21 protein-coding genes are annotated in these 21,260 nt (G+C 70.5%); 14 read left to right on the top strand and 7 right to left on the bottom strand.

Annotation, left to right across the window (positions count from 1 at the left end):
- Positions 1-85 precede the first annotated feature (85 nt).
- On the top strand, positions 86-346 hold the full coding sequence (gene secG / locus SALPAC2_RS0108650) for a preprotein translocase subunit SecG (RefSeq protein WP_018216261.1): 261 nt from the start codon (positions 86-88) through the stop codon (positions 344-346).
- Between the two features lie 118 nt (positions 347-464).
- On the opposite strand, the gene pgl is transcribed toward secG, so the two are convergent.
- The 6 genes from pgl to tkt are packed head-to-tail and all read right to left on the bottom strand — an operon-like array spanning position 465 to position 8,822.
- A complete protein-coding gene (pgl, locus tag SALPAC2_RS0108645) occupies positions 465-1,235 on the bottom strand; it encodes a 6-phosphogluconolactonase (protein ID WP_018216260.1) in 771 nt (256 codons plus the stop codon).
- On the bottom strand, positions 1,232-2,245 hold the full coding sequence (locus SALPAC2_RS0108640) for a glucose-6-phosphate dehydrogenase assembly protein OpcA (protein WP_018216259.1): 1,014 nt from the start codon (positions 2,243-2,245) through the stop codon (positions 1,232-1,234). Before SALPAC2_RS0108640 ends, pgl begins: the two co-directional genes overlap by 4 nt.
- A gap of 34 nt (positions 2,246-2,279) precedes the next feature.
- Positions 2,280-3,797, bottom strand: a complete 1,518-nt coding sequence (gene zwf / locus SALPAC2_RS0108635) for a glucose-6-phosphate dehydrogenase (protein WP_018216258.1) — start codon at positions 3,795-3,797, stop codon at positions 2,280-2,282.
- A 31-nt stretch (positions 3,798-3,828) separates the two neighbouring features.
- Complete coding sequence (locus SALPAC2_RS0108630) at positions 3,829-5,493, bottom strand: glucose-6-phosphate isomerase (RefSeq protein WP_018216257.1); 1,665 nt, start codon at positions 5,491-5,493, stop codon at positions 3,829-3,831.
- Entirely contained in the window at positions 5,490-6,668 is a 1,179-nt protein-coding gene (gene tal / locus SALPAC2_RS0108625; RefSeq protein WP_018216256.1) for a transaldolase, read from the bottom strand. The genes SALPAC2_RS0108630 and tal overlap by 4 nt, the downstream gene beginning before the upstream one ends.
- 15 nt (positions 6,669-6,683) lie before the next feature.
- The gene (gene tkt, locus SALPAC2_RS0108620; protein ID WP_018216255.1) at positions 6,684-8,822 is read right to left on the bottom strand and encodes a transketolase; all 2,139 of its coding nucleotides are present in this window, start codon (positions 8,820-8,822) and stop codon (positions 6,684-6,686) included.
- A gap of 256 nt (positions 8,823-9,078) precedes the next feature.
- On the opposite strand from tkt, the gene SALPAC2_RS0108615 reads away from it, so the two are divergent.
- From SALPAC2_RS0108615 to SALPAC2_RS0108605, 3 genes are all read left to right on the top strand, one after another.
- Positions 9,079-10,041, top strand: coding sequence for a heme o synthase (locus tag SALPAC2_RS0108615; RefSeq protein WP_026184548.1), 963 nt, complete (start codon positions 9,079-9,081; stop codon positions 10,039-10,041).
- A gap of 253 nt (positions 10,042-10,294) precedes the next feature.
- Positions 10,295-10,630, top strand: coding sequence for a hypothetical protein (locus tag SALPAC2_RS0108610; protein ID WP_018216253.1), 336 nt, complete (start codon positions 10,295-10,297; stop codon positions 10,628-10,630).
- 10 nt (positions 10,631-10,640) lie between these two features.
- Complete coding sequence (locus SALPAC2_RS0108605) at positions 10,641-11,564, top strand: ATP-grasp domain-containing protein (RefSeq protein WP_018216252.1); 924 nt, start codon at positions 10,641-10,643, stop codon at positions 11,562-11,564.
- A 142-nt stretch (positions 11,565-11,706) separates the two neighbouring features.
- On the opposite strand, the gene SALPAC2_RS0108600 is transcribed toward SALPAC2_RS0108605, so the two are convergent.
- Entirely contained in the window at positions 11,707-12,690 is a 984-nt protein-coding gene (locus tag SALPAC2_RS0108600; RefSeq protein WP_026184546.1) for a COX15/CtaA family protein, read from the bottom strand.
- 98 nt (positions 12,691-12,788) lie between these two features.
- Here SALPAC2_RS0108600 and SALPAC2_RS0108595 point away from each other — a divergent pair, with 98 nt between their 5' ends.
- From SALPAC2_RS0108595 to SALPAC2_RS0108550, 10 genes are all read left to right on the top strand, one after another.
- On the top strand, positions 12,789-13,544 hold the full coding sequence (locus SALPAC2_RS0108595; protein WP_018216250.1) for a helix-turn-helix transcriptional regulator: 756 nt from the start codon (positions 12,789-12,791) through the stop codon (positions 13,542-13,544).
- Positions 13,541-14,971, top strand: coding sequence for a Fe-S cluster assembly protein SufB (gene sufB / locus SALPAC2_RS0108590; protein ID WP_012014297.1), 1,431 nt, complete (start codon positions 13,541-13,543; stop codon positions 14,969-14,971). Before SALPAC2_RS0108595 ends, sufB begins: the two co-directional genes overlap by 4 nt.
- 67 nt (positions 14,972-15,038) lie before the next feature.
- Positions 15,039-16,235 (top strand): Fe-S cluster assembly protein SufD, encoded by a 1,197-nt coding sequence (gene sufD, locus SALPAC2_RS0108585; protein ID WP_018216249.1) that lies wholly within the window; start codon positions 15,039-15,041, stop codon positions 16,233-16,235.
- Complete coding sequence (locus SALPAC2_RS0108580; RefSeq protein WP_018216248.1) at positions 16,235-16,579, top strand: non-heme iron oxygenase ferredoxin subunit; 345 nt, start codon at positions 16,235-16,237, stop codon at positions 16,577-16,579. Before sufD ends, SALPAC2_RS0108580 begins: the two co-directional genes overlap by 1 nt.
- Positions 16,579-17,352 carry a Fe-S cluster assembly ATPase SufC gene (gene sufC / locus SALPAC2_RS0108575; protein ID WP_018216247.1) on the top strand — a complete coding sequence of 258 codons (774 nt, stop codon included), beginning with the start codon at positions 16,579-16,581 and terminating at the stop codon, positions 17,350-17,352. Before SALPAC2_RS0108580 ends, sufC begins: the two co-directional genes overlap by 1 nt.
- Positions 17,353-17,377: 25 nt before the next feature.
- Positions 17,378-18,682, top strand: a complete 1,305-nt coding sequence (locus SALPAC2_RS0108570; RefSeq protein WP_018216246.1) for a cysteine desulfurase — start codon at positions 17,378-17,380, stop codon at positions 18,680-18,682.
- Positions 18,682-19,158 (top strand): Fe-S cluster assembly sulfur transfer protein SufU, encoded by a 477-nt coding sequence (sufU, locus tag SALPAC2_RS0108565; RefSeq protein WP_018216245.1) that lies wholly within the window; start codon positions 18,682-18,684, stop codon positions 19,156-19,158. The genes SALPAC2_RS0108570 and sufU overlap by 1 nt, the downstream gene beginning before the upstream one ends.
- Positions 19,155-19,565: a metal-sulfur cluster assembly factor gene (locus tag SALPAC2_RS0108560; RefSeq protein WP_018216244.1), complete on the top strand. Its 411-nt coding sequence runs from the start codon at positions 19,155-19,157 to the stop codon at positions 19,563-19,565. The genes sufU and SALPAC2_RS0108560 overlap by 4 nt, the downstream gene beginning before the upstream one ends.
- A 168-nt stretch (positions 19,566-19,733) precedes the next feature.
- On the top strand, positions 19,734-20,420 hold the full coding sequence (locus tag SALPAC2_RS0108555) for a LysE family transporter (RefSeq protein ID WP_018216243.1): 687 nt from the start codon (positions 19,734-19,736) through the stop codon (positions 20,418-20,420).
- 41 nt (positions 20,421-20,461) lie between these two features.
- Positions 20,462-21,142, top strand: coding sequence for an acVLRF1 family peptidyl-tRNA hydrolase (locus SALPAC2_RS0108550; protein WP_263404675.1), 681 nt, complete (start codon positions 20,462-20,464; stop codon positions 21,140-21,142).
- The last annotated feature ends 118 nt before the right edge of the window (positions 21,143-21,260 follow it).

The following is a 21,260-nucleotide window of genomic DNA, read 5'->3' as shown; positions in this document are numbered from 1 at the left end:
TCCTTGACTCCGCCCGTCCGTCGGTCGGTGCCACCGTGCCCGTTCTGCTCGGGCGAGGATCGCAACGAGAGGACTGTCCCCCGCCATGCCGATCTGGTTCGCGTACACGTTGATCGTGTTGCTGGTCATTACGAGCGTCATGCTCACCCTGCTGATCCTGCTACACCGGGGTAAGGGCGGTGGGATGTCCAGCATGTTCGGCGGCGGGGTCAGCTCCAGCCTGGCTGGGTCGTCGGTCGCCGAGAAGAACCTGGACCGCTACACCGTTCTGGTGGGCATTGTCTGGTTCGCTTGCATCGTCGGTCTTGGGCTTTGGCTGCGGCTTCAGCAGGCTAGCGTCGGCTGAGCCCAGCACCTCGAGTCACCACCGCGCGCGGTTCGTCTTCGGACGAGCCGCGCGCGGTTCGTTTTCCCCATCCCGCCGCCGGTGCCGCCCCGTCCGCGGTGCCGCCACAAGCGGCAGCTCAGCGAAGGCTGCGGAAACGGGCGGGTAGGTCGGCGGCGGCGCTGCGATCGAGCAGCCAGAGGGTGCGGTTGGTGCCCCGCACACCGGCGGCCGGGAGCTGCACCGGCCCCGCACCAGCCAGCGCCAGGCCGACCGCGCGGGCTTTGTCCGCCCCGCTGGCGACCAGCCACACCTCCTCCGCGGTGTTGATCGTCGGCAGGGTCAGGGTGGTCCGGACCGGCGGCGGCTTCGGGCTGCCCCGGACCGCACTGACCGGCCGGCTCTCGTAGTGCACCGGATGCTCCGGGAAGACCGAGGCCACGTGTCCGTCCTCGCCCACCCCCAGCAGGAGCACGTCGAAGTGGGGGAGGACGGCGGTGCCGGGGCGGGCCGCCTGGGCCAGCTCCGCCGCGTACCGGGCGGCTGCCTCCTCCGGGTCGCTGCCGGCCGGGTCGTCCGAAGCCGGCATCGGGTGCACCCGGGCCGGGTTCAGCGGCACCGCGTCCAGGAACGCCGCCTGGGCCTGCGTCGCGTTGCGCTGCGGGTCACCCTCGGGCAGGAACCGCTCGTCGCCCCACCAGACGTCCACCCGGGACCAGTCGACCGCCTCGCGGGCGGGCAGCGCCGCCAAGGCACGGTAGACGGCGGCGGCGATCCGCCCGCCGGTCAACACCACCGACGCCTGACCGCGCCCGGCCTGCGCATCGAGGATGCGGACCAGTAACCGGGCGGCCGCCGCCTGCGCCAGCAGCTCGGCGTCGGCGTGGACCGCGATACTCGCCTCGCTCATGCCCGCGCGACCCCCGCGTGCGCAGTGATCCCCGCCTCGGCCTGCCGGGCCTGGGCCGGGTCTTTCCAGATGTGTACCCGTTGGGCGGGACGGCGTTCCAGCCCGGAGATCCCGGCCGCGGCACCGAGTGCCTCCGCGTACACCTGGTCGGCGTCGAGTCGGCGTAACTCCTCGGCCAACTCGTCGCCGAGCGGCCGGCGTACCAGCGGCAGGAGGCGGTCCTCCTGGTCGCTGCGGCGGAACACCGCCATGCTGTCGTTGCGGGTCAGCGTCAGCTCGTCGCCGTTGGCGCAGCGCAATTGCACCTCATGCATTCGGGAGTGCTGGTCGGTGTGCCGCCACTCGGGATCGATCCCCAGTCGGGCGGCGAGCCAGCCGCGCATCAGCGCGGCCGTCGGGTCGGTCGGTGGCGCCACCACGGTCGCCGCGGTGACCCGTGCCTCGGTGGTGTCGAAGGCGCCCGCCACCAGGGTGCGCCACAACGTGACGCGGGTCCAGGCCAGGTCGGTGTCACCGGGCGCGTAGTCGTGCGCCCGCTGCCGCAGCGCCTCGATCGGGTTGTCGGCCTGCGCGGCGTCGGTGATGCGCCGGTCCGCCACCACGCCTAGGAAGTCGGTGGCGATCTCGGCTGGCGGATCCGCGTGCCACCAGGTCACCACCGGTACGTCCGGCACCAGCAGCGGCATCACCACCGACTCGGCGTGCAGGGCCAGCCGCCCGTGCATCCGGGCCACCACCGCCTCACCGGGGCCGAGCCGGCCCCCCACGACGATCTCCGCGTCCAGCCGGCTTCGATCTCGGTCTACATCGGAACGAACCACGATCAGCAGCCGGCACGGGTGGGCGGCGGAGGCGATCGTCGCCGCCGCCTCCGCCTCGCGGACCCGCTTCTCGTCCACCACCACGATCAGGGTGAGTGCCATGCCACTGGCCACCCCGCCGGCGCTGCGCCGTTCGGCAGCGAGCGCCCTGACCACCTCGTTGCCGGTGGTGTCCCACAGGCCGATCATCGCTGCCTCCCAGTCCGCTCGCGTCGCCCGGTCGTCACGCCCGCCGCCAGGCGCGGCCCGTCCGGGCCAGCATCTCGTCGGTGCGGCGGGGACCCCACTCACCGGATCGGTAGGGCTCCGGTTTCGTGTCCGCCCAGGCCTGTTCCAGCGGGTCCACCACCCGCCAGCTCTGCTCGACCTCGGCGGCGTCCGGGAAGAGGGTGCGGTCGCCGATCAGGACGTCCAGCACCAGCCGCTCGTACGCCTTTGGGCTGGCCTCGGTGAACGCTTCGCCGTACTGGAAGTCCATCGCGATGTCGCGGACCTCCATCGCGGTCCCGGGCACCTTGGAGCCGAACTTGAGGACCACGCCCTCGTCCGGCTGGACCCGGATGACGAGCTGGTTGTTGCCCAGCGACTTCACATCGGCGTCGTTGAACGGCAGGTGTGGGGCCTTCTTGAACATGACCGCGACCTCGGTCACCTGGCGGGGCATCCGTTTGCCGGCGCGGATGTAGAAGGGCACCCCCGCCCACCGGCGGTTCTGGATGCCAAGCTGCACCGCGACGTAGGTCTCGGTGGTCGAGTCGGCCGGGACTCCCTCCTCGTCCAGGTAGCCGAGGGCACGCTCGCCGCCGACCCAGCCGGGCAGGTACTGGCCGCGTACGGTCCCCTGGTGCACATCCGGTGGCAGGGTGATGGCCTTGAGCACCTTGAGTTTCTCGGCGCGGATCTCGTCGGCGGCAAAGCTGGTGGGCTCCTCCATCGCCACCAGCGCGAGCAGCTGAAGGAGGTGGTTCTGGAGCACGTCCCGGGCGGCGCCAGCGGTGTCGTAGAACCCGGCCCGGGTGCCGATCCCCACATCCTCGGCCATGGTGATCTGCACCGAGTCGACGTATCTCGAGTTCCACAACGGCTCGAACAGGTTGTTGGCGAACCGCAGGGCCAGGATGTTCTGGACTGTCTCCTTGCCCAGGTAGTGGTCGATGCGGAAGACGTCCCGACGGGTGAAGACATCGTCCACCAGGTCGTTGAGTTCCTTCGCCGAGGGCAGATCGTGCCCGAACGGCTTCTCGACCACGACTCGGCGCCACCCGCCGGAGCTGGCGTTATCCGATATTCCGGTGCGGGCGAGCTGCTTGAGTACCACCGGGAAGGCCGCCGGGGGGATGGCGAAGTAGAAGGCGGCGTTGCCGGGAATGCCGTGCGACTGGCGTAGCCCGTCCAACGTGCCCGCCAACTGGTCGAACGCGGCGTCCTCGTCGAATGACCCGCCGACGAACTTGATGTTGCCGGCCAGCCGCGCCCACACCTCCTCTCGCCAAGGAGTGCGGGCATGCTCCTTCGCCGCGGCCTGGGCGACGGACTCGAAGTCGCTGTCATCCCAGTCCCGGCGGGCGAAGCCGAGCACGACGAAGCTCGGTGGCAGCAGCCCTCGGTTCGCAAGGTCGTACACCGCGGGGAGTAACTTTTTGCGGGCCAGGTCCCCGGTAACGCCGAAAATGACCAGAGCGCAGGGTTCCGGGATGCGGGGCAGCCGTCGGTCCTGCGGGTCGCGTAACGGGTTGGTCACGCCGTCTCCTCGCTCCGCCTTGTTTCGTCCGTCATCGTCGCCTGGTTAGCGCGCCAGCCGCCTCCAACAGCTGCGTCACCCCCGCCGACCGATCGGTCAGGTGTAGCCGCAGCAACGGACGCTTCCGGTCAGCCAGGGCCTGCCGGTCGCCAGCGGCCTGCGCCGCCTGCAACTCCCCGAAGCTGTACGGCTTCCCCGGCACCGGCAGATCAACGTCGACCGTACCGGTTAGCTGGAGGAAGCTACCCACCTGTGGGCCGCCCTTGTGATATTGCCCGGTGGAATGCAGGAACCGGGGGCCCCAGCCGAAGGTCACCGGCGGGCTGAGAGCCTCGGCCAACGCGGGGCGGAGCCGGGCCGCCGCGGCATCAGACCCGCGGTCGAGGTACGCCATGACCGCGAGGTAGCCGTCCTCATCCACGCCGTCGATCAGCCAGCGCAGCGCGCCGGCCAGGTCGTTCGGTACCCCCGCCGGGGCGTACACCTCGATCGCGCCCTCAGTGCAGGACGGCTGCTCCGACGGCGGGCCCGAGGCCAGGATCCGGTTGGTGTTCTCCTTGCTCTCGGTGACGTTCGGTTGGTTGAACGCGTCGATGCCGAGCACCACGCCGGCAACCGCGACCGCATACTCCCAAGCGAGGAACTGGGCCCCCAACGGCCCGTTGACCGCCACGTCCGGCGTGCCTCCGGGCCCTTCCCCGCCGCTGAGTTCCCCGGCGGTCAGCGCCCCGCCGTAGCTGACGGTGAGGATGCCCTCGCCGGTGGCGCCCGGGCTGGTCGGCGACTCGACGACGACCGGCAGGATGCCGCTCCCGGACTTTCCGGTCGACTCGGCGATCAACTGCTCGGCCCAGTCACCGAGCCCGTCGATTCCGCTGCCGTCCGAGACCAGCGCCACTTTGTCGCGGCCGGCGGTGGCCGCCGCACCCAGCGCGGCGCCCAGCGCCAACGCCGGGTTCTCCCGCTCGCCGGCCAACGACCCGGAGAACGCCTCGGCCTGGTCCAGCAGTTCGGCCACCTCGACGCCGGCCAGCGCCGTCGGAACGAGTCCGAACGCGGTCAGTGCGGCGAAGCGCCCGCCGACATTCGGATCGGCCAGCACGGTGAACGCGCCCATCTCGGCAGCGGTCGCCGCCAGCGGCGAACCCGGGTCGGTGACGATCACGAAGTGCCGCCCGGCCTCCGCCTCGGACATCCCCGCGTCGAGGAACGCCTGCCAGTACGCGCGTCGCTGGCTGTCGGTCTCGACCGTCGAACCGGACTTGCTGGCCACCACGACGACGGTCCGCTCCAGACGGTCGGCGAGCGCCGCCCGGATCTGGCCCGGATCGGTGGTGTCCAGGATGGTCAGCGGCCGGCCGAGCGTCCGGGAGATCACCTCGGGAGCCAGCGACGAACCGCCCATCCCGCAGAGCACCACGTGATCCAGGTCGGCCAGCTCCGAGGTCAGCTCGGCGAGTTGCGGAAGCAGATCCCGGCTGCGGGTGTGGGTGTCGACCCAACCCAGCCGGATCCGCGCCTCGGCCTCCGCCTCCGGCCCCCAGAGCGTGTGGTCCTTCGCCGCGAGTTTGCCGGGAACACCGGCCGTGGTTACCGCGGCCCGGGTGGAGGCGGCCGCGGCCTGGTCAACCGCGTCTGCCCCGCGTACCGAGAGGCCGGCAGCGGCCTCGACGGGCGGTCCGAGAAGCTCGCTCACGCGTTGCCTCCCGCCTGCTTGGCGGCCCGCGAGTTCTTGGTGGCGGCGTCGCCGGGGTGGTCGACGCCCCGGTTCGCGGCGGCGAGGGAACGGCGGACCCCTTCGAGTAGCTCGTTCCAGCTCGTCGCGAACTTCTCCACCCCCTCGCGCTCCAGGGTGTCGATCACGTCGGTCAGGTCAACCCCGGCCGCCGCCAGGCCCGCGAAGACCTTCCGTGCCTCGTCGTAGCCGCCGGTGACGGTGTCGCCGCTGGTCTCGCCGTGCTCGGCATAGGCGTTGATCACCGGTTCCGGCATCGTGTTGACGGTGCCGGGGGCGATCAGCTCCTCGACGTAGATCACGTCCCGGTAGTCCGGGTTCTTTGTCGAGGTGGAGGCCCAGAGCGGTCGCTGCGGATGTGCCCCGGCGTCGGCGAGGGCCTGCCACCGGTCGGAGGCGAAGACCTCGCTGTAGCGCTCGTAGGCCAGTCGGGCGTTGGCGATCGCGGCCCGACCGCGCAGCGCGCTGGCCTGCTCCGAGCCGATCTTCTCCAGCCGCTGGTCGACCTCGGTGTCGACCCGGGAGACGAAGAACGACGCCACCGAGCCGATCCTGGACAGGTCGTGGCCGTTCGCCTTCGCCTGCTCCAGGCCGGTCAGGAACGCCTCCATGACCGCCGAGTAACGGTCCAGCCCGAAGATCAGGGTGACGTTCACGCTGATCCCCTCGGCCAGGGCGGCGGTGATCGCCGGCAACCCGGCCTCGGTGGCCGGGATCTTGATGAACAGGTTCGGCCGGTCCACCAGCCACCAGAGCGCCCGCGCCTCGGCGATGGTCTGGTCGGTCTCGTACGCCAGCCGCGGGTCCACCTCCAGCGAGACCCGTCCGTCCACTCCCGCCGATGCCTCGTACGCCGGTCGCATCACGTCACAGGCCCAGCGCACGTCGTACGCGGTGAGGGTGCGGACCGCCTCCTCGACGCTCACCCCGCGCGTCGCGAGGTCGTGTAGCTGCCAGTCGTACTCCTTGGCGTCGCCCAGGGCCTTGGCGAAGATCGTCGGGTTGGTGGTCACCCCGACCAGGTGCTTTTCCCGGCGCAGCCGGTCCAGCCCGCCGGAGCTGAGTCGCGTCCGCGAAAGGTCATCGAGCCAGACCGCCACACCCGCGGCGGTGAGCTCACCCAGCCTGTCCGTCATGCCGTCGCGCTCCCCTCAGTTGCCGGTCGGATTACCGGTGATGTCGCCGACCCGGGTCAGTGCGGCGTGTGCCGCACCCACGATCCGGTCCGGGGTGAAACCGAACTCCTCGAAGAGCACGGTGTGCGGGGCACTCGCCCCGAAATGCTCCAGGCTGACGGTCTCGCCGCAGTCACCGACGAGGGCCCGCCAGGACATCGCGACACCCGCCTCCACGCTCACCCGTGCCCGCACCCCACGGGGTAGGACCGACTCCCGGTACGCCTCGTCCTGGGCCCGGAACCACTCCTGGCAGGGCATGGAGACGACTCGGGTGGGGGTGCCGTCGGCCTCCAGCCGCTCCCGGGCGGTGAGGCAGAGCTGCACCTCCGAGCCGGTGCCGATGAGGATCACCTGCGGCTTGCCGCCGCCGGCCTCGGCCAGCACGTACCCGCCGCGGGCCGCCCCCTCCGCGCTGTTGAGCACGGACCGATCCAGGGTCGGCAACGGCTGGCGGCTCAGTGCCAACGCGGCCGGTCGGTCGGTGTGCGTCAGGATCTGCCGCCACGCCCAGGCGGTCTCGTTCGCGTCGGCGGGGCGTACCACGTCCAGTCCGGGAACCGCCCGCAGCGAGGTGAGGTGCTCCACCGGCTGGTGGGTCGGACCGTCCTCACCGAGGCCGATCGAGTCGTGCGTCCAGACGTAGGTCACCGGCAGCTTCATCATCGCCGCGAGCCGCACCGACGGGCGCATGTAGTCGCTGAAGACGAGGAAGGTGCCGCCGTACGGGCGGGTGCCGCCGTGCAGGGCGATTCCGTTGAGGATGGCGGCCATCGCGTGCTCACGGATGCCGAAGTGCAGCGTGCGGCCGTACTCGTTGCCCGGGAAGTCCTTGGTGGCGTGCTCGGCCGGGATGAAGGACGGCTCGCCCTTCATGGTGGTGTTGTTGCTGTCCGCCAGGTCGGCCGAGCCGCCCCACAGCTCCGGCAGCACCGGTGCGAGCGCGGCGAGGACCTTGCCGGAGGCCGCGCGGGTCGCGAGGCCCTTGGCGTCGGCGGGGAACGTGGGTAGAGCGTCCGTCCAGTCCGCCGGCAGGGTCCGGGTGGCCAGCCGGTCCCAGAGCGCCCGGCGCTGCGGGTTCGCCCGCCCCCAGGCCGCGAAGGTCTCGGTCCATTCGCGTTGGGCGGCGATCCCGCGTTCCAGTGCCTGGCGGGCGTGCTTGAGGACGTCCTCGTCGACCTCGAACGTGCGCTCCGGGTCGAAGCCGAGGAGTTCCTTGGTCGCCGCGACCTCGTCGGCGCCGAGCGCCGCACCGTGGATTTTGCCGGTGTTCCGCTTGTTCGGTGCCGGCCAGCCGATGATGGTGCGCAGCGCGATGAACGACGGCCGGCCGGTCTCCGCCCTGGCCGCCAGGAGCGCCCGGTACAGCGTGGCCACATCCTCGTGGTAGTCGCCCTCGTCGGCGTCGCCGCGTCGCCAGTCGACGGTCTGCACGTGCCACCCGTACGCCTGGTAGCGGGCCACGACGTCCTCGCTCTTGGCGATCCGGGTGTCGTCCTCGATCGAGATCTCGTTGTCGTCGTAGATCACGCAGAGGTTGCCCAGCTGCTGGTGCGCGGCGAGGGCGCTGACCTCGTGGCTGATCCCCTCCTCGATGTCGCCGTCGGAGGCGATGCACCAGATGTCGTGGTCGAAGAGCGAGGTGCCGCGCTCCGGCTCGGGGTCGAACAATCCGCGTTCCCGGCGGGCGGCCATCGCCATTCCGACCGCGTTGCCCAGGCCCTGCCCGAGCGGGCCGGTGGTGGTCTCCACTCCCGGGGTATGCCCGTACTCGGGGTGGCCGGGGGTGAGGGAGCCCCACTGCCGCAGCCCTTCAAGGTCGGCGAGGCTCATCGGGTAGCCGGAGAAGTAGAGCTGGATGTAGAGGCTGAGGCTGGAGTGCCCGGCGGAGAGGACGAAGCGGTCCCGGCCGGGCCAGGTCGGGTCGGCGGGGTTGTGGCGCATGACCCGGTTGAAGAGTAGGTAGGCCGCGGGCGCGAGGCTCATCGCGGTGCCGGGATGGCCGTTGCCGGATTTCTCGACGGCATCCATGGCCAGCACGCGGACCGTGTCGACCGCCCGACGGTCGAGGTCGGACCAGTTAAGTGCAGAAAGCTCGGGTCGGTTGTCAGCCACGTTCGGTGTGCTCCTTGGCAGATGGGCGGAACCCTCACCGGTGACCCTATCGAGCGGTCCTAAACGTCCGCCCGGGGATCCGTGCATGCTGTTCTCCCGGTTCCGGCCGCTTAGTCGCGTACGGGTGTGACGCCCCGCACCGTTGCTGGGTCAGCAGGGCAGCCATAATGGCGGCGCGTAGGGTGGGGCGGTGGTGGTCCCGGAGTGGGGCCCGATCAATCCGACCTCCCCCCGCCCATGCCGGAAGGTGGCATCCGTGAGCATGATCACCGAGCGCCCCGTCAGCGACACCGCCGGGCAGTCGGTCAGCACGACGGGGGATGGGGCGGTCGGCTCGCGACGGGACCCGCGGGCGGTGGTCGCGGCGTACGTGGCGTTGACCAAGCCGCGGATCGTGGAGCTGCTGCTGGTTACCACCGTGCCGGCGATGATGCTCGCGCACGGCGGTCTACCGTCGCTCTGGCTGATGGCGGTGGTGCTGGTCGGCGGGTCGCTGGCGGCCGGCGCGGCCAGCGTCCTGAACTGCTACATCGACCGGGATATCGATCAGGTGATGCGGCGCACCAAGCGTCGCCCGCTGCCGGCGCATACCGTCGCACCGCGGAACGCATTGATCTTCGGTCTGGTGCTGGCAGTGGTCTCGGTCACTCTGCTGGCTGTCTTCACCAACGCGTTGGCCGCCGGGTTGACGCTGGCCGCGATTCTCTATTACGACCTGGTCTACACCGCCTGGCTCAAGCGCACCACCACGGCGAACACCTTCTGGGGTGGGGCCTGTGGGGCGGCGCCGGTGTTGATCGGCTGGGCCGCGGTGACCGGTTCCCTCGCGCCGGCTGCCTGGGCGCTCTTCGGGGTCGTCTTCTTCTGGCAGATGCCGCACTTCTATCCGCTGGCGATGAAGTACAAGGACGACTACGCCCGGGCGGGCATCCCGATGCTGCCGGTGGTGGCGTCCACCCGGCGGGTCAACGCCGAGATTCTCGTCTTCGCCTGGCTGACGGTGCTGGTGTCGCTGGTGGCCTGGCCGCTCGGGGCTGGGATCGGGCCGGTCTACGGGCTGCCGACCCTCGTTGTGGGGGTCATCTTCCTGGTCGAGGCGCACCGGCTGTGCCGTCGGGCGGCGCGGGGGGAGGCGGTCAAGCCAATGCGGCTGTTCCACTGGTCCACCACCTACCTGACCGTCGTCTTCGCGGCGGTTGCGCTGGACGCGGTGATCTGACCGTCCTGCCCCTGGCCGGGGCGAAGATAGTGGGTTTTGTTGGCTTTCGTCATTGATCCGCGGGAATCCCTGGTTGGTCGGAAATCTGTCACCCTGGTTTATGTTTTGGAAATCCCCTGGCCGCTAATGCGAAAACTATGCAGGTAAATCGGGCCAAAAGGGGCATCTCGGGTCACGCTTTCGGGGTAACTGGCATCACAAAAGGTTCACCGAACTCGCCCGCATGGGGGGAACTCTGCTTAGGCTTCGCGTCATGGCAGATCGTTCCGATACGACGCTGACGGCCGAGCAGGCCGCCAACGCTCCGGCCCCCAGTGGCCTGGTGGCCGGCATCAAGTCGTTCGCCGCCGGGCATGGTGGGGCGAAGGCGGTCATCGAGTATGTCGGCAAGCGTGGTGCGCGCATTGTCCTCGTCGGCTCCGACGGAGTCTGGGGCGACCAGTTCGCCGACGACACCGTCGTCGCGCGGCAGGCGTGCGCCAAGGCGGGCGTCACCGTCGAGAACGCGTGGGAGCGGGAACTGATGGACCAGATGCGTCCGAGTAACGATCTCTGGCGGTCGATGGCCCGACGCACGATGGCTCGTTAGGCTCCCGGCTATGATGATCACGTCGTCCGAGTCGGCCCGTCAGGAGCCCCGGGTCGCCATCGTGACCTGCGCGGCCTTTCCTGACCTTGAGAGTGACGACCGCCTTGTCCACGCGCCGCTCGCGGCTCGCGGCATCACCGCCGAGGTGGTGATCTGGGATGATCCCGGTGTCAACTGGGCGGGTTATGACCTGGTGGTCCTCCGCTCGCCGTGGGACTACACCGCCCGTCGGGACGCCTTCATCGCCTGGGCGGCGACGGTGCCGGCCCTGGCCAACCCGGCGGACATCGTCCGCTGGAACACCGACAAGCGCTACCTCGAGCAGCTCTCCGCCGCGGGAGTGGCCACCGTCCCCACCTCCTGGATCGAGCCGGGGCAGCGGTGGTCGCTGCCCGCGGAGCGTGGGGAGTTCGTCATCAAGCCCTCGGTCAGTGCGGACAGCCGGGACACCGGCCGGTACGACCTGGCCGACCCCGAGCACCGGGCCCTAGCCCAGGCGCACGTACGGCGCATCGGCGGCGCCGGGCGGGTGACCATGGTGCAGCCGTACCTCTCCGCCGTCGACACCGATGGGGAGACCGCGTTGCTCTTCCTCGCCGGCCCCGACGGCCTGCGTTTCAGCCACGCGATCCGGAAGGGCGCGATGCTGACCGGCCCGGATCTGGGGCCGGAGGAGCCCCGGAAAACCGAGCGGATCACCCCCCGCGCCGCGACCCCGGAGCAGGTGGCGGTGGCGGAGAAGATCCTCGCCGAGGTTCCGGGCGGACCGGAGCGGCTGCTCTACGCCCGGGTCGACCTGATCCCGGGCGAGGGCGACGTGCCGCTCCTGGTCGAGCTGGAACTGACCGAGCCGTCACTCTTCCTCGGGTACGCCGACGGCGCCCCGGACCGCCTCGCGGACGCCATTTTGACCCACCTGCAAAACCAATCCTGAAACGTCTTCGCCCAAACGTCGTCGGACGCGGTTTCGCGTCCGACGACGTTGGCGTTGGCGTTGGCGTGCCAGTGCGGTCCGAACGGGGCCGCCGGCCCAGGCTCGGCCGGGGCGACGGCTCAGGCTCGGCCGGGGCGACGGCTCAGGCGGGAACCGGGACCGAGGGCTCGGTCGTGGTGTCGCCGGCGGTGGTGGTGGCGCTCGGGGTGGGGTCGGTGGCCGGCCGGCGCTCCCGGGTCGACCGGAGCACCGCGAGGGTGGCCAGCAGCACCAGGCAGGAGCCGAGCATGTGGGCACCGACGAGCAGCGCTGGCAGGTTGGTGAAGTACTGGACGTAGCCGATCACGCCCTGCCCCGCCTCCACCCCGACCAACACCAGCGCGGCCCGGGCGGGGCCGGCGGCGCCGACCGCCCGGAACGCGAAGACCAGGGCCACCGAGAGGCCGATCAGCAGGAACACGCCATCGGCGTGGACCTGGGAGAGCTGCTCGGGGTCGAGGCCGTTGCGGGCCGCCCCACCGTCACCGGCGTGTGGGCCGCTGCCGGTGACCCAGGTACCGACCACGAGTACCGCCACGCAGACCACGGTGGTGATCACAGCGAGGGTGCGCAGCGGTCCGGGCACCACCGGCACGGTCGGGCCGTCCGGTTCCGCGATCCGTCGCCAGAGGGCGTACGCGAGGGCGATCACGACCATCGAGGCGAGGAAGTGCAGCCCGACCACCCACGGGTTGAGCTTGGTGAGGACGGTGATCCCACCGATCACGGCCTGCGCCGGGATGCCGAGCAGGACCGCGACCGCGAGCGGCAGCAGGCCGCGTCGCCGTGGTCGGTGTAGCAGGACGGCCACCACCACGGCGATGGCGACGATGCCGACCGCGAAGGTGAGTAGTCGGTTGCCGTACTCGATCATCCCGTGTACGCCCATCTCCGGCGTCGCGGTGTACGACGTGTCGGTACATCGGGGCCAGGTGGGGCAGCCGAGGCCGGAGGCGGTCAGCCGGACGGCCCCGCCGGTAACGACGATCAGTACGTTCGCGAGAATGTTGGCGAACGCCAGCCGGCGAAGCAAGGTGGTGGAGACCGGGAACCGGGCGGCGACAGTCACGGCGCAAATCCTACGCATCGTAGTGGTGCCTCCTCGGGCGGCTTCGCCACAACGGTGTTTTTGATCACCGGACCCCGAGTTTGCAGGCCTTCGGCGAATTACGTAACGTTGACGTTGTGAAAAACGCGGCGGGGCTCTCGGGGCGCCAGCCGGCGCCTGTCGGGCTCGCCGGCGGGTCGGTCGTCGCCGACCCGTCAACCCGCGACCGGGTTACCCAGCTCCTGCTCGAGCGGGGTGCCACCACCGCCGCGCAGCTGGGGCGCGAGCTTGGGCTCAGCCCCGCCGCGATTCGGCGGCACCTGGACGCGATGCTCGTCGAGGGAGATGTCCTCGCCCGCGATCCGGCGGTCCGAGGTCACCGCGGGCGTGGCCGTCCGGCCAAGGTCTTCCTGCTGACTGAGGCGGCCCGCGGTCGCTGCGGCACCCACCACTACGACAACATGGCCACCGCCGCGCTGCGCTGGATCGCCCGGGGCGGGGGATCGGCGGCGGTGGCGGCCTTCGCCGCCGAGCAGGTCTCCGCCCTGGAGACCCGCTGCCTGGCAGCCATGGAAGACGCCGGCGACGACCCGCTCGCCCGCGCGGAGGCACTCGCCGCCGCCCTGACCGCGGAGGGCTACGCTGCCAACGCCTCCACGATCGCCTCGGGGGGGCAGCTGTGCCAACATCACTGCCCGGTGGCGCATGTGGCCGCCGAGTTCCCCCAGCTGTGCGAGGCCGAGACCGCGGTGATCTCCCGTCTGGTCGGCACCCACGTTCAGCGCCTCGCGACCATCGCGCACGGCGATGGGGTGTGCACGACGCACATTCCGGCCCAACCGGGGCATGTTCAGTCCAGTAAGACCGTCACCACTGTGAGGACAGATAGATGACCGAGCAGACCGTTCAGCCCCTGACCCAGGAGGAGCAGCTCGCCGCCCTCGGTCGCTACGAGTACGGCTGGGCCGACCCCGACGCGGCCGGGGCCGTCGCGCAGCGTGGCCTCAACGAGGCGGTCGTGCGGGACATCTCGGCCAAGAAGGCTGAGCCGGCCTGGATGCTCGACCTGCGGCGCAAGGGGCTGCGGTTGTTCGATCGCAAGCCCATGCCGGCCTGGGGTGCCGACCTCACCGGGATCGACTTCGACAACATCAAGTACTTCGTGCGCTCCACCGAGAAGCAGGCGACGAGCTGGGAGGAGCTGCCGGAGGACATCAAGAACACCTACGACAAGCTGGGCATCCCCGAGGCGGAGAAGCAGCGGCTGGTCGCGGGGGTGGCGGCGCAGTACGAGTCCGAGGTCGTCTACCACAAGATCCGTGATGACCTGGAGGAGCAGGGCGTCGTCTTCCTCGACACGGACACCGCGCTCAAGGAGCACGAGGACCTCTTCAAGGAGTACTTCGGGACGGTGATTCCGGTCGGCGACAACAAGTTCGCCGCCCTGAACACCGCGGTCTGGTCCGGTGGCTCCTTCATCTACGTGCCGAAGGGCGTGCACGTGGAGATCCCGCTCCAGGCCTACTTCCGGATCAACACCGAGAACATGGGCCAGTTCGAGCGGACCTTAATCATTGTTGACGAGGGTGCGTACGTGCACTACGTCGAGGGCTGCACCGCCCCCATCTACTCCTCGGACTCGCTACACAGCGCCGTCGTGGAGATCATCGTCAAGAAGAACGCCCGCTGCCGCTACACCACCATCCAGAACTGGTCGAACAACGTCTACAACCTGGTCACCAAGCGCGCGGTGTGCCACGAGGGCGCGACCATGGAGTGGATCGACGGCAACATCGGCTCCAAGGTCACGATGAAGTACCCGGCGGTCTTCATGACCGGCGAGCACGCCAAGGGCGAGGTGCTCTCGGTGGCCATGGCCGGTGAAGGCCAGCACCAGGACGCCGGTGCCAAGATGGTGCACGCCGCGCCGCGCACCAGCAGCACCATCGTCTCGAAGTCGATCGCCCGCGGTGGCGGTCGCACCTCGTACCGCGGTCTGGTGCAGGTGTTGGAGGGTTCGCACAGCAGCAAGAGCACCGTGAAATGCGACGCGCTGCTGGTCGACACGATCTCCCGCTCGGACACCTACCCGTACGTCGACATCCGCGAGGACGACGTGTCGATGGGGCACGAGGCGACCGTCTCGAAGGTCAGCGAGGACCAGCTCTTCTACCTGATGAGCCGAGGGCTGAGCGAGGACGAGGCGATGGCGATGATCGTCCGTGGCTTCATCGAGCCGATCGCCAAGGAGCTCCCAATGGAGTACGCGCTGGAGCTCAACCGCCTGATCGAGCTGCAGATGGAGGGCGCGGTCGGCTGAGGCCGTGGCGGACCCGACCCGTCCCCTGTTACTGACACCGTCGTCGCAGAACAGAACCAAGGAAGAGATGACTACCCAGGCTTCCGCGCCGCCCAGCACCAAGTCGCAGGCGCTGCGCTCATACGATGTCACCGACTTCTCGGCCCTCACCGGCCTGGAGGAGGAGTGGCGCTTCACCCCACTCAACCGACTGCGGGGCCTGACCGGCGAGGTGCCGGCCAGCGCGGGCGCGGTCCGGCACGAGTACGGCGATCTGCCCGCGGGCGTCACCGTCGAGCCGGTCGCGAAGGACGATCCGCGGATCGGCAGCGTACTCGTGCCGGTGGACCGGATCAGTGCGCTCGCGTACCGCGGTGCGGCGCAGGCGCAGCTGGTGCGCTTCGCCGATGAGGCCGTGCTGGCCGAGCCGGTGACCCTGCGGGTGGTCGGCGAGGGCGCCGACGAGCTCGCCTTCGGGCACACCTTCGTCGAGGTGGGCCGGTTCGCCGAGGCGACGCTGGTGCTCGAGCACGTCGGTTCGGCGACGCTCGCCGACAACGTCGAGGTCTCGGTCGCCGACGGCGCGAAGCTGACCCTGGTCACCGTCGCCGACTGGGCCGACGACGCGGTGCAGGCGCAGCACCTGAAGGTGCGGCTGGGGCGCTCCGCCCGGGTACTGCACGTCCAGGTCAGCCTCGGCGGCGACCTGGTCCGGCAGTACACCACCGTGGAGTACACCGAGCGGGGCGGCGAGGCCGAGCTGTACGGTGTCTACTTCGCCGACGAGGGGCAGCACCTGGAGCACCGGCAGCTGGTGGACCACTCGGTCCCGGACTGTCGCAGCTACGTGGGTTACCGCGGTGCCCTGCAGGGCGAGAGCGCCCGTACCGTCTGGGTCGGCGACGTGCTGATCCGGGCCGAGGCGACCGGCACCGACACTTACGAGATCAACCGGAACCTGCTGCTCACCGAGGGTGCGCGGGCGGACTCCGTACCCAATCTGGAGATCGAGACCGGGGAGATCGCCGGTGCCGGCCACGCGAGCGCGACCGGTCGCTTCGACGATGAGCAGCTGTTCTACCTGATGGCCCGGGGCATCCCGGAGGCCGAGGCGCGGCGGCTCGTGGTCCGCGGCTTCTTCGCCGAGCTGTTGAATAAGATCCCGGTCGAGTCCCTGCGGGAGCGTCTCGGCGCGGCGATCGAGGCCCGGCTGGCCAGCGGGGGGAGCGAGTTCGCCGAACCGACGCACGCGAGCGGGGACATCGCCGCGAAGGCCGGTGCGTGATGATCCGCATCTGCTCCGCCGAGGACGTGCCGAAGGGCAGCGTGGTCAGTGCGGACATTGACGGTCTGAAGATCGCGATCGTGCACGGCGAGGACGGCGCCTTCTACGCCGTCTACGACGAGTGCTCGCACGCCGCGGTGGCCCTCTCCGAGGGGGAGGTCGAGGGCTGCACCCTGGAGTGCTGGCTGCACGGTTCGCGGTTCGACCTGCGCACCGGCGAGCCGACCGGGCTACCCGCCACCGAACCCGTTCCCGTCTACCCCGTCGAGATCCGCGACGGCGACATCTACATCCCAGTGGGCGCCGACGGCCGCCCGATGCCAAGCAATGGAGTGACCCGATAATGAGCACCCTTGAGATCCGTGACCTGCAGGTGTCGGTCAAGCTGCCCGAGGGTGAGCTCAAGCCGATCCTGCACGGTGTCGACCTGACCGTCCGGTCGGGGGAGACGCACGCCATCATGGGCCCGAACGGCTCCGGCAAGTCCACCCTGGCCTACTCGGTCGCCGGGCATCCGAAGTACGAGATCACCGGTGGTTCGGTGACCCTCGACGGCGCGGACGTCCTGGAGATGTCCGTGGACGAGCGGGCCCGCGCCGGCCTCTTCCTGGCCATGCAGTACCCGGTCGAGGTGCCCGGGGTGTCGGTGGCGAACTTCCTGCGCACCGCGAAGACCGCGATCGACGGCACGGCGCCGAAGCTGCGCACCTGGGCGGGTGAGCTGCGGGGCTCGATGGAGCGCCTGCAGATGGACCCGGCGTTCGCCCAGCGCAACGTCAACGAGGGCTTCTCCGGCGGTGAGAAGAAGCGGCACGAGATCGTGCAGCTGGAGCTGCTCAAGCCGAAGGTGGCGATCCTCGACGAGACCGACTCCGGCCTCGACGTGGACGCGCTCCGCGTGGTCAGCCAGGGCGTCAACCGGGTCCGGGAGACCGGCGACACCGGCCTGCTGCTGATCACCCACTACACCCGGATCCTGCGGTACATCAAGCCGGACCACGTGCACGTCTTCGTCGCCGGCCGGATCGTCGAGGAGGGCGGCCCGGAGCTGGCCGACAAGCTCGAGGACGAGGGTTACGAGCGGTACGTCGCCGGGGCCGGCTCGGCGCGGGCCTGACGACCTCAAGGAAAGGCCGGTCACGATGACCACCATCGCGATACCACCGGGTATGCCGCAGTACGGCGACGTGCCAAGCTACGACGTGGCGGCGGTGCGCGCCGACTTCCCGATCCTGGACCGGAAGGTCAACGGGCACCCGCTGGTCTACCTGGACAGCGCGAACACGTCACACAAGCCACGGCAGGTGCTCGACGTGCTGCGGGAGCACTACGAGTGGCGGAACGCGAACGTGTCGCGTTCGGTGCACACGCTGGGCACCGAGGCGACCGAGGCGTACGAGGGCGCGCGCGCCAAGGTCGCCGCCTTCATCAACGCCCCGAGCCCGGACGAGGTGGTGTTCACCAAGAACTCCACCGAGGCGATCAACATCGTGGCGTACGCCTTCTCGAACGCGTCGCTGCGTCCCGACGCCGACCCGCGGTTCCGGCTGGGCCCGGGAGACGAGGTGGTGATCTCCGAGATGGAGCACCACTCGAACATCGTTCCGTGGCAGTTGCTCTGCGAGCGCACCGGCGCCACCCTGCGTTGGTTCCCGGTCACCGACCACGGCCGGCTGGACGAGTCGGGCTTGACGGACCTGGTCAACGAGCGGACGAAGATCGTCTCGCTGGTGCACATGTCCAACATTCTCGGCACCGTCAACGCGACGTCCCGGATCACGCAGCGGGTCCGGGAGGTCGGCGCGCTGCTGCTGCTCGACTGCTCGCAGTCGGTGCCGCACATGCCGATGGACGTGGTCGACTACGACCCGGACTTCATCGTCTTCACCGGGCACAAGATGTGTGCCCCGAGTGGCATCGGGGTGCTCTGGGGCCGCACCGAGCTGCTCGCGGCGATGCCGCCGGTGCTCGGCGGTGGGTCGATGATCGAAACGGTGGCGATGTCGGGGTCGACCTTCGCCCCGCCGCCGATCCGGTTCGAGGCGGGTACCCCGCCGATCGCCGAGGCGGTCGCGCTGGGTGCGGCGGTGGACTACCTCTCCGGTGTCGGCATGCGGGCCATCCAGTGGCACGAGAAGCAACTCACCGCGTACGCCCTGGACGCCCTGGCGACGGTGCCCGAGCTGCGGATCTTCGGGCCGAACGTTCCGGTGGGCCGCGGCGGCACGATCTCGTTCGCGCTGGGTGACATTCACCCGCACGACGTCGGGCAGGTGCTCGACTCGCTGGGCGTGCAGGTGCGGGTCGGTCACCACTGCGCCCGCCCGGTCTGCACCCGGTTCGGGGTGCCGGCCACGACCCGGGCCTCGTTCTACCTCTACACCACCACGGAGGAGATCGACGCCCTGGTGGCGGGGCTGGAGCAGGTGCGGAAGGTGTTCGCCTGATGCAGGTTGACCAGCTCTACCAGGAGATCATCCTGGACCACTACAAGCACCCGCACGGCCGGGGGCTGCGCGACGCGGACGACCCGGCGGCATCCGTCGCCGAGGCGCACCACGTCAACCCGACCTGCGGGGACGAGGTCACCGTCCGGGTCGCCACCGACGGTGCGGTGCTGCACGATGTCTCGTACGACGGGTACGGCTGCTCTATCAGCCAGGCCTCGGCGAGTGTGCTGCACGAGCTACTCGCCGGCCGTCCGGCCGCCGAGGCGTTCGCGGTGCACGCGGCGTTCGTGGAGTTGATGTCCGGCCGGGGCGAGGTCACGCCGGACGAGGAGGTACTCGGGGACGGGGTGGCTTTCGCGGGCGTCGCCCGCTACCCCGCCCGGGTGAAGTGCGCGCTGTTGCCGTGGATGGCGTTCAAGGACGCCGCGGCACGCGCCGGTGTGGACACGAGCCCGACGGAGGTTCAGGGATGAGCGAGGACACTGCCACCGAGGCCACGCCGGCCCCTGGTGATGGCGCGACCGGTGCGGCGGCTCCGGAGGGCGTGCCGGCCGGCAAGGCCGCCGTCGCCGATGTCGAGGAGGCGATGAAGGATGTCGTCGACCCCGAGCTGGGCATCAACGTTGTCGACCTGGGCCTGCTGTACGGCGTCCACGTTGACGACGACAACGTCGCCACGCTGGACATGACGCTCACCTCGGCGGCCTGCCCGCTGACCGACGTCATCGAGGACCAGGCGCGGTCGGCCCTGACCACCGGTCCGGGGGGCGGCCTGGTCAACGAGATGCGGATCAACTGGGTGTGGCTTCCGCCATGGGGCCCAGACAAGATCACCGACGAGGGGCGCGAGCAGCTTCGGGCGCTGGGCTTCAACGTCTGACGCCACGGGCGTCCGCCGGGTAAAACCGGTAGCCGCGGGCCTGGGGACGGCGCAGGATGACGGCATGATCGAGCCGTACCTGTTGCCGTTTCCGGTCCGCGTAGCCGAGGCCGGGTGCCGACAGCAAACTCGGCTGCCCGGCGCCGGCCCGGCCTGTTGCCCACGACCATGACCGGGGTGTTTCTGGCTGGGCTGGTCGCCGGATTCGGGGTGGCCATCCCAGTCGGCGCCATCGCGGTACTCGTCATGGGGCTGGCCGCGCGGACCTCGTTCCGGGTGGGGGCCGCCGCGGCCCTCGGGGTCGCCACGGCCGATGGACTGTATGCGGCCGTCGCCGCCCTTGGCGGGGCGGCCCTGGTCACGGTGCTCACCCCGGTCGCAGGTCCGCTGCGGGTGGTCGCCGCGGTGATCCTGCTCGCCTTGGCGACCCACACCGCGGTGCGGGCCCTACGCTCCGTCCGGTCGGGTTCGGTTGCTGGCCCCGGCTCCGACACCACATCCGGATCTGGCGGACCGGATGCCGGCAGCCGACCGTTCGCGGGCCGCTGGGGCCTGGAGACGCCGCCACGGGCGTTCACCGGGGTGCTGGCGTTGACCCTGTTGAACCCCGCCACCGTCGTCTATTTCGCGGCGCTGGTGCTCGGCCGTCAGGACTCCGCCGCCCCGGCTCTGCCGGCCGCCGGGGCGTTCGTGCTCGGGGCGTTCGTCGCCTCGGCGAGCTGGCAGCTACTGGTCGCCGGGGGCGGCACGATGGTCGGCCGGGTCCTCGCCGGTCCCCGTGGCCGGCTCGGCACGGCTCTGGTGTCCAGCGCCATTATCGCTGCCCTCGCCGTCGTCATGCTTGTGGCGGCCTGACCCGACGAAGGGCAGCCGGACCGCGGGGGTAGGTTCGGGGTGTGCGTAGTAGGCCCGCAGCGGGAGGCGGCCGGTGGGTTGAGGTGGACCCGGGCCGGGTCCCGCGCTGGGTTGCCGGCTTCACCGACCGGCACGGTCCGTCGATCTCCACCCCGCAGGAGTACGGGCTGCTGTTGACCGCCCCGGACGGTACGACCGCCGAGGTGCATACCCCGCCCGGCGTATCCGGCGCGGTCGACCTGGATGGGTTCCTGGCGGCCGTGTCCCGGCCCCGGCGGATCGGCCTGCTGCTCGCCCGCAAGGGTGCGGTGGCCCTCGGCGTCGCCGAGGGAGCGGAGCTGGTCGTGTCGAAGGTCGACACGCACTACGTCCAGGGCCGGACGGCTGCCGGCGGCTGGTCGCAGCAGCGGTTCGCCCGGCGGCGGGAGAACCAGGCGAAGGCGGCGGTGTCGGACGCGGTCGAGCTGGCCGTGCGCCTGCTGCTGCCGGCGGCTCCGACGCTGGCCGCCCTGGTTTGTGGTGGGGACCGCCGGACTGTCGACGCGGTGCTCGCGGATCGTCGGCTGGCTCCGCTGGTCGGGCTGCGTGCCGAGCGCCTGCTGACCGTGCCGGAGCCCCGGCGTGCCGTGCTGCTCGACGCCATTCCCGCTGCCCGGGCCGTCCACATCCTCGTTCGTGATCCCGAGGTGGGGGCCGCGGGCAGTGCCGGGTCCGCCACCTGACCGGTTGGTCGGTGCCGGCCCACGGCGGGCGGCTCGGGTCCGGTCAGTGATCTTGGCGGGGTAATCCGCAGGACCGGGTGGGGGGTGTCCCGGTACAATTGACGCGTGCTGCTCTGCG

This window comes from Salinispora vitiensis, from assembly GCF_000378825.1.
Classification (GTDB): domain Bacteria; phylum Actinomycetota; class Actinomycetes; order Mycobacteriales; family Micromonosporaceae; genus Micromonospora; species Micromonospora vitiensis.
Note: the sequence above shows the minus strand (reverse complement) of the source record. Positions and strands in the feature narration are given on the sequence as shown.